Here is a 10,058-nt window from a genome sequence, read left to right on the forward strand (position 1 = left end):
TGTATTTATAACCATAGAACAACCAAAACTAATCAGAAATATCCGAGTGTAAATCTTTAATTACCAGCATATTCTAAAATTTAACACTTTTCGGTTGCCATTTGTCGCTTCCCAAATTTCCACATATTTTTGAGACGTATTTCTGACGTGGAGAATTTGCGGGGCTTGTTTTTTGTCACACCGTGCAGACAGTTGACAAGGGTTTACAACCGTTTACGACAAGCGACAATAACCGCCCCGATATGCGGAAACAGTCACACTGTGTAGAAAAGCGACAATGGTTGACTTCCGTTCACATCCGTTTACCATTTCAGAGATATAGGATTGAAGAAATGAACCATTAAACGATAAAACGGTATGAAAGCAACCAGAAAATGCAGTTTTTGCGGCAAGTCCTTTGTAACCCGAAGCGGTATGCAAAGATATTGCAGTGAGGCTTGTCAGGCAGAAGCCAAACGAGCCAGAGTGATGCAGAAGAACAACCTCTTCAAAGTCGCCCAACCCTTGATGGAGATACAGCATCAGGAGTATCTCACCTTTTCCAAAGCAGCCATCCTCATGGGCTGTTCCCGACAGTACATTTACAAACTTGTAGCCATCGGCAAGCTGAAAGCCTCACGCATCAGCAACCGCATGGCATTCATCCGCAGAGCCGACATCGAGCAGATGTTGGAGGGCAATCCCTATCACCGCATCCTGCCCGGCAACACCTCCACACCAAGGAAATCATCTTCATCTTCCTTACCTGCCAAAAGAGAAAAAAGGGAAAAGGAAAGCGAAGAAGTGTTGGACTTCTATTCGGGCGAGGAGGTGATGTCCCTTTTTAAGGTAAAGCAGTCATGGCTTTACACTTCAGCCAAGCGTAACCATATCCCCATCTGCCGTATCGCAGGAAAGAACTATTACAGCAAGAAGCATATTGACGAGTTTTTCGGTGTGGCAGTTGATATTAGCGAAATTACCGACTGGCTACTGACCGAGGAGGTGGAGGAACTGTTCGGCATGAAGCCGACCGCACTCCGTGCCTACACCTATCGCCATAAGATACCCACTAAAAGAGAGTACGGGCGTACCTATTACTCCAAATCACATTTGAACGAACTCCGCAGAACTGACCTTGTGAACGATGAACGCTACTATACCGTTGAGCAGGTGCAGCAAATCTATGGTCTTTCGTCAGCCAACATCTGCCATATCGTCAAGGTGAAGCACATCGAAAAGATAAAGGTGGGTGTGAAAAACCTGCTTTTGCGCTCAGATGTGGAGCGTGTCATGGCTGAAAGGAACAAATAACCGTGAAAAATCGGGATTATCGAAAATTATTTCAAAATGATGTATCGTGGAGGTATTCACGGATATTTCACGTTGTTCCTTTGCCATCGGAAACATGGATACAACTCCAAAATGTATACAACCAATTAAAACATAATTATTATGAGTAAATGCAAAACAGTTACCTTGCGTAAGCGCAAGATTAAGAACGGGACACAGTATTCACTATGCCTTGACTACTATCCCGGCTACCGTGACAATGTCACCATGAGAGTGATTACACGTGAAGCCTTAGGAATTTACATCTTCGCCAAACCTGCAAACCAGCAGGAACGGGACTTCAACGCACGCATGATGAAGAAAGCGGTCATCCTGCGCAACCAGCGCTACGAAGCCATTTTCAATGAAAACAACGGCTTTTTTGACAAGACCAAGATGAAGGGCGATTTCCTTGCCTATTTCAAAGGACTGGCTGACCGCAAGAATATCAAGTGGCAGCACGTATACAAGCATTTCCAGCGGTTCGTGAACGGCAAATGCACCTTTGAGGAGGTGGATGTGGATTTGTGCCGCAAGTTCATGGAATACCTGCTTGATGCACCCCAATCCATCCACACCAACCAAAAGCTGCACATCAACTCCGCAGCAGGCTATTGGTCAACTTTCCGTGCCGTGCTGCACACCGCTTACCGTGACAGGAAGATAAAGGAGAACCCAAACGGCTTCTTAGACCGCATCGAGTGCATTCCCACCATCAGGGAGCATTTGAGCCAAGAGGAACTGATACGGCTTGCCGAAACACCCTGTGAGGAGGAGGTCTTGAAAAAAGCTTTTCTTTTCGCCTGTCTTACGGGACTGAGAAAGAGCGACATCAGACAGCTCACGTGGCAGCAGATACAACCATACACCAACGGCAGGATGTTCGTTACCACCCGTATGCAGAAAACCAAAGAAATAGTGCATAACCCCATCAGTGATGAAGCCTATGGACTGCTGGGAGAACGGGGCGAGGGACTTATCTTTGAGGATTTCAAGGACAAGATGCTGCAAGGACCACTCCAACGGTGGCTCACGGCAGCAGGGATAACCAAGAAAATCACCTTTCACTGTACCCGCCACAGCTTCGGAAGCCTGCACGTGGAAATGGGAACGGACATGGCTGTCATCCAAGCCTATCTCGGACATAAGAACATTACCACCACACAAATCTATTCCAAGATAGCAGCGCAGCAGATGTGTCAGGTGGTGGACAAGATAACCTTGAAGCGCAAGGAGGCATAAATGTCTCACATTGACAGGTATTCAGAGGGGCGGTTATGGCTACAAGGCTATAATCGCCCCTCTATGTTTTTGGCTTGATGCCACCATTTATAAGCCCCTCAGAGTATGAAACAGAGTATGATATGATGACATTTCGTGAAATACATTGAAAAAGACCGTTCTAACCGCAAATAACGGGCAGTAATTGGGAAAAATAGCATTAACTTTGCACAAAATAATACAGGAACATTCAATCTCTCAACGAAATATGGAATCATCAATCAAGGACAAATACATCATCTTGGGCTTTGTCGGCTTCGCCATCGTCCTAATATCTTCCATTGCCACGCTGGTAATAGCGGACAGCTTCAACCAAGACAACTTTGTCAGGTGGATAGTATTCGTATGCTGTAACCTGTTGGGATGGTTGCTCTATCTCTCCTTTCAGACACTTATCTTTGATACATACGAAATCTACAAAATCAAGTTCGGCAAGAAAGAAACGATTGCCGAAGCCATAGAGGTGCAGGAAGAACTGTCACAAAATACACTTGAAGAAGCCACATCTGTGCCTGGACCTACATCAGTCCCTGAGCCTGTACCCGAATCATCCCCGACAAAAGAAGAGACACTTATCCAAACACAACCGATAGAGCTTACTATCGCCCCGGATCTTCACGAAAAGAACCGTGCCAATTACGCAAGCAGAGAGCAACGGGAAAAGGAAGAGCGCATCCGCATGGTCATGGAGTATTGCCATTATTACCTGCCTCGCATTGCCGACCAAGAAACCGTGAACCACATCTGTACTGAGGTGGACAAATGGATGAATCTTAACACTTATACCCCGAAGCCCATACAAAGACCGTTTACCAAAGACATCAACAACATTCCACTCCGTCACTTCGTATGGAATATCTCTGAGCGTTTCCTGTACAAGAGATACTACAATGGGGATAACCGTGCCAAGTTCATCAAAGCCCTTTTCCCGAAATCGTTTGCTGATACAGACTTATCAACCATCAAGAATTTCAAGGTAGAGCCGTTAAAGACGGAAATTCCCATTGATGAACCCGAAAACGGCAAACTTGATTTCCACTATCCCGAGGATTATGTGCGGAATTAGGATAATCACGACACCAACGACAACCATCCGGTAACTCATAACCGCCTGTTTTACATCGTTTCCCGAGTAATTTTACCCGTCATTTATGGCTGGGCTTAATTATTCGGGAATTATTTTGCAATGACGTGTCGTGGAGATATTCACGGATATATCATTTCAGTCCTTTGCGCCAAGTCTTACAAAAGAGACGAGTACGCGAATGGAAAAATCAATTCTTACCTTCAACGACCTCCCCGAGGTTGTCGCTCAGCTTCGAGACGAAGTGATGAGCCTGAAAAGCCTGCTCGCCGAGCAGTGCAGTGTGAACAATGCCAAAACGGTGGACACCCACGTGCCCATGTCTGTGGACGAGGCAGCAGAGTATTTAGGTATCCCTAAGGGTACGCTCTACATGAAACTGTCAGAAGGGACAATCCCTGCCACCAAGCCCGGCAAACGCTATTGCCTTTACCGTGACGAACTGGACAAGTGGCTGGAAACCGCCCGAAAGAATCCCATTCCGTTGTCTGACGAGGAACTGAACAAGTCCTTATCCTCTTCCCACCGTCGCAAGCCCAACCCACGTAACTGGTGAATGATATGGAAGAGGATAAGAACTATATCAACCTGATACGTGGCGACCTCACAAAAGCATCCCAAGCGCATAACGGTATGCCCGACAGTGTAGGCATGATGAATATCAAGACGGCAAACCAAACCATTCTTGAAGCATCGTTATTGCCTACGCCCCGTGCGCTGTGGGACAGCTTTTGGTACGAGGGGGAACTCTCCTGCTTGTTTGCCGATTCCAACGTGGGCAAGTCCATCCTTGCCGTGCAGATAGCCGACCGCATCGCCCGAACCGACAATGTGCTGTATCTGGACTTTGAACTGTCCGAAAAGCAGTTCCAGCTCCGCTATACCAACGAGCATGGAGAGCTCTACACCTTTCCCGACAAACTCTATCGGGTGTCTATTGACTGCAACCAGCTTTTGGATGCCAACTTTGAGGAAGCTATCATAGGCGGCATTGAACAGATGGCTGTGCAGACCGACTGCAAGATTTTCATCATTGACAATCTTACCTACCTGTGTTGCGCCATGGAGAAAGGCGATGCCGCAGGACGGCTGATGATTCAGCTGAACAATCTCAAAAAGAAATATGCGCTCTCTATCCTTGTCCTAGCACATACGCCCAAACGCTCTTTGGATTGTCCCATCACATCCAACGACCTTGCCGGAAGCAAACGGCTCTACAATTTCTTTGACAGCGTGTTCACCATTGGAAAAAGTGCCCAAGACGGAGGGCTTCGCTATGTGAAGCAGCTTAAAGTGCGCTATGGCACGTTCTCTCATGATGCGGATAATGTAATCGTTTACGAGATTGACAAGGTGGATGCTTTCTTGCAGTTCGTGTTCAGGGGCTATTCCACGGAAAAGGAACACTTGAAAAAATTGGGCGACAATGAATCAAGCCAAAGGGATTGCCAAATTCTGCAACTCTCCCAATCGGGCAAGTCCGTCAGGGAGATAGCCTCACAGGTGAATTGTGGCAAGTCCACCGTAAACCGTATCATCCAGCGCAGCAAAGAGAGTAAAAACGCAGGTGTCCCAAGTGTCCCACTGTCCCAACCCTTAGAGTGTGGGACAATGGGACAGGATGGGACAGCCGACAATCAACCATCAAAAACGGACTAAGCTATGGGCAATTATTCATTACAGAAGTATAAAGGAACGGCAACACGGCATACCTGCCCCAAATGCGGAGACAGGCATTCTTTCGTCTATTACGTGGACGAAAATAATGTGCCGTTGCATCCATCGGTCGGCAGATGTAACCACGAAAGCGGTTGTGGGTATCACTACACTCCGAAAGAGTATTTTCAAGAGCATCCTGAACACAGAACTACCAATGATTTCTCTTTTGACAGGCAAAGAGCAGAGCAGAAGAAAGTGAAGCAGCAAAGTAAGCCGACAGCCATCGGCTATATTCCCCCTCACTATGTGGAGAAGTCGCAAAGCGAGCGTAGCAATTTCTTCCGTTTCCTCTTCACACTCCTTACTTCCTACTATGGCGACAAGGCGAAAGAGGTGTTGAAGCGGTTGTTGGAGGAATACCGTTTGGGGGCTACCCGTGACGGCTCTGTTATCTTTTGGCAGATAGACAGGACGGGCAAGGTACGCACGGGAAAGGTGATGCAGTACAATCCCGAAGACGGACACCGTATCAAGGGAGGACAGACATCGGCAGTGAACTGGATACACAGCATATTGAAAAAGCAGCGTGTGTTGGCAGAGGATTGGCAACTATCCCAATGCCTTTTCGGGGAACACTTGTTGAAAACGCATCCCGACAAGGTGGTGGTCTTGGTGGAATCCGAGAAGAGTGCCGTTATCGGTTCTGCTATCTTCCCCGATTATGTATGGCTGGCTACGGGTGGTAAGAGTCAGATGAGAGAAGAGAAACTCCGTGTACTGTCAGGGCGAACCGTGCTTCTCTTTCCCGATGCCGATGCTTATGCCGAGTGGAAACAGCGAGCCGAGAGCATGTACTTTTGTAAGGTGGTGGTTTCGGACATCATCGAAAGGAATGCCACCCCGAAACAAAAAGAAGCCCATATCGACATAGCCGATTGGATTATCTTTCAGATACGGGAGGGCAAGGTGATGAGTACAGCCAACCACTTGGTCGAGGCTGAGAGAATCCTCCAGCGGATGATAGAGAAGAATCCCGTCCTGCAAAAACTGATAGACGATTTAGACCTTGTGCTGGTCGGTGCATCTCCAATCGGCAACGATGATGAAAAACCTCCCTGACGGAGGAGAGCGGAAGCCGTAGGCTGGAGTTTGCAGACAATGGCTTGCCATTGATATAGCCCACTATAACTACACGCTCCGCTTACGTAGTTGTGGGCTCTCCCGAGGGGATTAGGGTTTTACCCTAATGACCCACTCAGGGCGTTTCTCCCCTGAGAACCCAGAGCAAAGAGTGACCCTCTCTTTGCAATCTCCGCTTATGGGTTGCACCCCTAAGAACCCCATGCGTTTACGGACAGCGGAAAAGCAAACAATAAAGTACAAACCAAAAAACAAGTATCTATGGCAACAAAATCAAGCATACATATCAAGCCCTGCAACATCGCATCGAGCGAGGCTCACAACAGGAGGACTGCCGAATACATGCGCCACATCGGAGAGTCCAGAATCTATGTCGTTCCTGAACTATCCACCGATAACGAACAGTGGATAAATCCCGACTTCGGCAGTCCGGATTTGCGGATGCATTATGACAATATCAGACAGATGGTAAAGGAAAAGACCGGACGTGCCATGCAGGAAAAGGAGCGTGAACGCAAAGGCAAGAACGGTAAAATAGTCAAGATTGCGGGATGCTCCCCCATACGTGAAGGAGTGCTGCTTGTCAGGTCGGACACCACACTGGCAGACGTGCGTAAATTCGGTGAGGAGTGTCAAAGACGCTGGGGAATCACACCGCTGCAAATCTTCCTGCACAAGGATGAAGGGCATTGGCTGAACGGTCAGCCGGAAGCGGAAGACAGGGAAAGCTTCAAAGTCGGGGACAGATGGTTCAAGCCGAACTATCATGCCCATATCGTTTTCGACTGGATGAACCACGAAACAGGAAAGAGCCGAAAGCTCAATGACGATGACATGATGCAGATGCAGACCCTTGCATCCGACATCCTGCTGATGGAACGCGGGCAGTCAAAGGCTGTCACTGGTAAGGAGCATCTGGAACGGAACGACTTTATCATTGAGAAGCAGAAAGCTGAACTGCAACGCATGGATGCAGCCAAACGGCACAAAGAAGAACAGATAAATCTTGCCGAGCAGGAACTGAAACAGGTGAAATCAGAAATACGCACTGACAAGTTAAAGAAGACAGCCACCACGGCAGCGACAGCCATAACTAGTGGAGTTGCTTCTCTTTTCGGGAGTGGAAAACTGAAAGAACTGGAACGTGCCAACGAAAAACTGCAAGACGAGGTTTCAAAACGGAACACCAATATTGAAAAATTGCAGAGCCAAGTACAGCAGATGCAGAAACAGCATGATACGCAAATCCACAATCTCAGAGAAATGCACAGGCAGGAACTTGACATGAAAGAAAAAGAACTGTCACGGCTCGCCAGAATCATAGACAAGGCTTTCAGGTGGTTTCCGATGTTCAGGGAAATGCTGCGCATGGAAAAGTTTTGTGCCATGCTGGGATTCTCTAAAGAAATGACTGAAAGTCTTATAGTCAAAAAAGAAGCCCTGAAATGTAGCGGTAAAATCTATTCCGAGCAACACAGGCGGAACTTTGATATAAAGGATGATATTTTAAGGGTGGAAAATGACCCTGACGATGAAAGCAGGCTGAACCTGACAATAAACAGGAAGCCGATTGCCGACTGGTTCAGGGAGCAATGGCACAGGCTTAGATATGGAGCAAGAGTGCCGCAACAGGAAGAAAGAAAAAGTAGAGGATTCAAATTATAATAGAAGCAATTTGATTAGTAATCTAAAAGCACTCCGATAACGATTAGAGTGCTTTTAGATTGTTTATCATTAATTATCAAAGCAAGTGCAGTTTAAGATTTTACTGAAGTTTGCATTAATAAAGAATATACTACAGCTGATATATGCGCAACATATTGTGACGCTTGTGATTCATTTCCCTTGAAATCCTTAACAAATACCGCTAAGGTATAACTGATATTATTAGGCAGACATATATAGGCAACATCATTGTGAGCTGCAAGAACACCATTTTCATTAACATTACCTGAACCTGTCTTATGCGCTATAACAACCCCTTCTTTATCAAGAAGTGGAGCTGCTATCCTATCTACACCTGTTTTGCATTCTTTTAACGTATTCTTAATGAAACTTTGTTTCTCATCATCGATAAGACCTTCAGTAAACAAACGATTCATCAACATTGCAGCACCAAGAGGAGATGTATAGTTAGAGTAAGCCTTGTTATGGTCAGCCGACATTTCCTCTTCCGTATAAGCTATCTGAAAACTTGAACGAGGAATGAGTGTGGCTATAAAACTATCTGTTTGAGCGACATTAACCATATCCTTAAACATAAGGTTGCTTGCATTGTTGTCACTCTGAGTAAGAGTATAACGCAGCAAATCTCTCACTGTCAATGATATGACTGGCCCTGAATAATCTTTCAGCATAGGACTCCAAGTCTTTGGGTCAAGTTTATCCCTATTTATATTTACTAAGGTATCAAGTGAAATTCCTTTATTGTCAAAGTCATTACAAAGAGCTAATGCCTGATGAACCTTAAACACACTCATCATAGGATAAACACTCTTATTATTGACCTTAACCGTATCTCTGTTATTAACAATAACCGCCACACCAATTTCGCCAGGACAAGCTGAGACAATTTGAGAAATGCTATCAGTCAAAACATTTGTTAAAGGAGGATTTGCGCTATCTTTTGTCGCTGATTTATGGAACAATGAAAATACCAAGATGAAAATGCAAACTAAAGCTATACTCAAAACTACGATTTGTTTTTTTCTGTTTTTTTCCATGTTTATATTATTTATATTTGTTTGACGAGAATATCTTTATTTGCCGACAAAGGTACATAACTTTACGGAAAAATATATATAAAAATATATAAATAGACAGCTGTGGGGAAAATGTGGGGAAAAATTAGATAATTAAAAAGGCTAAATGACTGAAAATAATCACTTAGCCTTTTAATCCGTACCCAGACCCGTACTTCGTAATTGCTGCGCCCATCATTCAAGACTGTCAAATCGGGTCTTTCCTGTCAAGCCAATGATGCCTATGCGTATGCCAAACACATGGATTACGGATTTCTCGTTCCGTGAACAAACACTTTATCCGCAACTCTGCTATGTGGTGTATTGGCTTAACTCCATTTCTATGGGCAACACTTTTGTTGCAGATTTCAAGCAGCTTTTATCGAAATACCCATCAGTAAGAACTCGTTTATTAGGCTTTCCTCATAATTGGGAACAAGAGCCTTTGTGGAGATAAAATAATTGCCCTGTTTCTTAAAAAGCACTGGGGCAAACCAGCTCCGTCTTTAATTGTTTCCAATAAATGGATTGTTTCAAGCCCCTATAGAAAGAGAACAAAAATTCCTGTGTGAAAATTAATCTACGACAAGGAGCAAGCAAGGAGCAATATCAAACAAAAATCAATACCTTTGCAGTACATATGAGATAGACCAAAACAAAAGTGGAATATCGGAAACGAATAGCAAGGAAAAGAGAAGAAACGACCCAAGTTGATGTCCTTTTTGAGTTAATAATCAATAAAAGCGTTAAATCTTCACCTTTTAGAATGTGCAATTAAAAATAACAACCATATTTCTGACTTATTATCTATAAAATATTGAGTAATAATCGGTTGTAAATAC

Annotated in this window: 8 protein-coding genes; 7 read left to right on the top strand and 1 reads right to left on the bottom strand. The window is 45.1% G+C overall.

Annotated features, from left to right (window positions below; genetic code table 11):
• The first annotated feature begins 357 nt into the window (after window positions 1-357).
• The 7 genes from tnpA to M1P97_RS25975 all read left to right on the top strand — a co-directional run bounded on the left by tnpA (window position 358) and on the right by M1P97_RS25975 (window position 8,140).
• Window positions 358-1,293, top strand: a complete 936-nt coding sequence (tnpA, locus tag M1P97_RS25945; protein WP_004292844.1) for a transposon Tn4555 protein TnpA — start codon at window positions 358-360, stop codon at window positions 1,291-1,293.
• A 141-nt stretch (window positions 1,294-1,434) separates the two neighbouring features.
• Complete coding sequence (locus tag M1P97_RS25950) at window positions 1,435-2,553, top strand: tyrosine-type recombinase/integrase (protein WP_004338318.1); 1,119 nt, start codon at window positions 1,435-1,437, stop codon at window positions 2,551-2,553.
• Window positions 2,554-2,800: 247 nt separating this feature from the next.
• Window positions 2,801-3,658, top strand: coding sequence for a transposon Tn4555 protein TnpC (tnpC, locus tag M1P97_RS25955; RefSeq protein WP_004339687.1), 858 nt, complete (start codon window positions 2,801-2,803; stop codon window positions 3,656-3,658).
• A 199-nt stretch (window positions 3,659-3,857) separates the two neighbouring features.
• Entirely contained in the window at window positions 3,858-4,232 is a 375-nt protein-coding gene (locus M1P97_RS25960; protein WP_122116178.1) for a helix-turn-helix domain-containing protein, read from the top strand.
• 5 nt (window positions 4,233-4,237) lie between these two features.
• Window positions 4,238-5,335 carry an AAA family ATPase gene (locus tag M1P97_RS25965; protein ID WP_217803722.1) on the top strand — a complete coding sequence of 366 codons (1,098 nt, stop codon included), beginning with the start codon at window positions 4,238-4,240 and terminating at the stop codon, window positions 5,333-5,335.
• A gap of 3 nt (window positions 5,336-5,338) precedes the next feature.
• Entirely contained in the window at window positions 5,339-6,454 is a 1,116-nt protein-coding gene (locus M1P97_RS25970) for a DUF6371 domain-containing protein (RefSeq protein WP_004292742.1), read from the top strand.
• A gap of 282 nt (window positions 6,455-6,736) precedes the next feature.
• Window positions 6,737-8,140, top strand: coding sequence for a hypothetical protein (locus tag M1P97_RS25975; protein WP_004292734.1), 1,404 nt, complete (start codon window positions 6,737-6,739; stop codon window positions 8,138-8,140).
• A 92-nt stretch (window positions 8,141-8,232) separates the two neighbouring features.
• Here the strand turns inward: M1P97_RS25975 and M1P97_RS25980 are convergent, their stop codons facing one another.
• Entirely contained in the window at window positions 8,233-9,198 is a 966-nt protein-coding gene (locus M1P97_RS25980) for an extended-spectrum class A beta-lactamase CfxA4 (RefSeq protein WP_057280848.1), read from the bottom strand.
• Window positions 9,199-10,058 lie beyond the last annotated feature (860 nt).

The organism is Parabacteroides leei (genome assembly GCF_023369805.1).
In the GTDB taxonomy this organism is placed as follows: domain Bacteria; phylum Bacteroidota; class Bacteroidia; order Bacteroidales; family Tannerellaceae; genus Parabacteroides; species Parabacteroides leei.

Bases quoted from the DNA above. Each gene is read 5' to 3' on its own strand.
- tnpA (WP_004292844.1), top strand. From the start codon at position 358: ATGAAAGCAACCAGAAAATGCAGTTTTTGCGGCAAGTCCTTTGTAACC.
- M1P97_RS25950 (WP_004338318.1), top strand. From the start codon at position 1,435: ATGAGTAAATGCAAAACAGTTACCTTGCGTAAGCGCAAGATTAAGAAC.
- tnpC (WP_004339687.1), top strand. From the start codon at position 2,801: ATGGAATCATCAATCAAGGACAAATACATCATCTTGGGCTTTGTCGGC.
- M1P97_RS25960 (WP_122116178.1), top strand. From the start codon at position 3,858: ATGGAAAAATCAATTCTTACCTTCAACGACCTCCCCGAGGTTGTCGCT.
- M1P97_RS25965 (WP_217803722.1), top strand. From the start codon at position 4,238: ATGGAAGAGGATAAGAACTATATCAACCTGATACGTGGCGACCTCACA.
- M1P97_RS25970 (WP_004292742.1), top strand. From the start codon at position 5,339: ATGGGCAATTATTCATTACAGAAGTATAAAGGAACGGCAACACGGCAT.
- M1P97_RS25975 (WP_004292734.1), top strand. From the start codon at position 6,737: ATGGCAACAAAATCAAGCATACATATCAAGCCCTGCAACATCGCATCG.
- M1P97_RS25980 (WP_057280848.1), bottom strand. From the start codon at position 9,198: ATGGAAAAAAACAGAAAAAAACAAATCGTAGTTTTGAGTATAGCTTTA.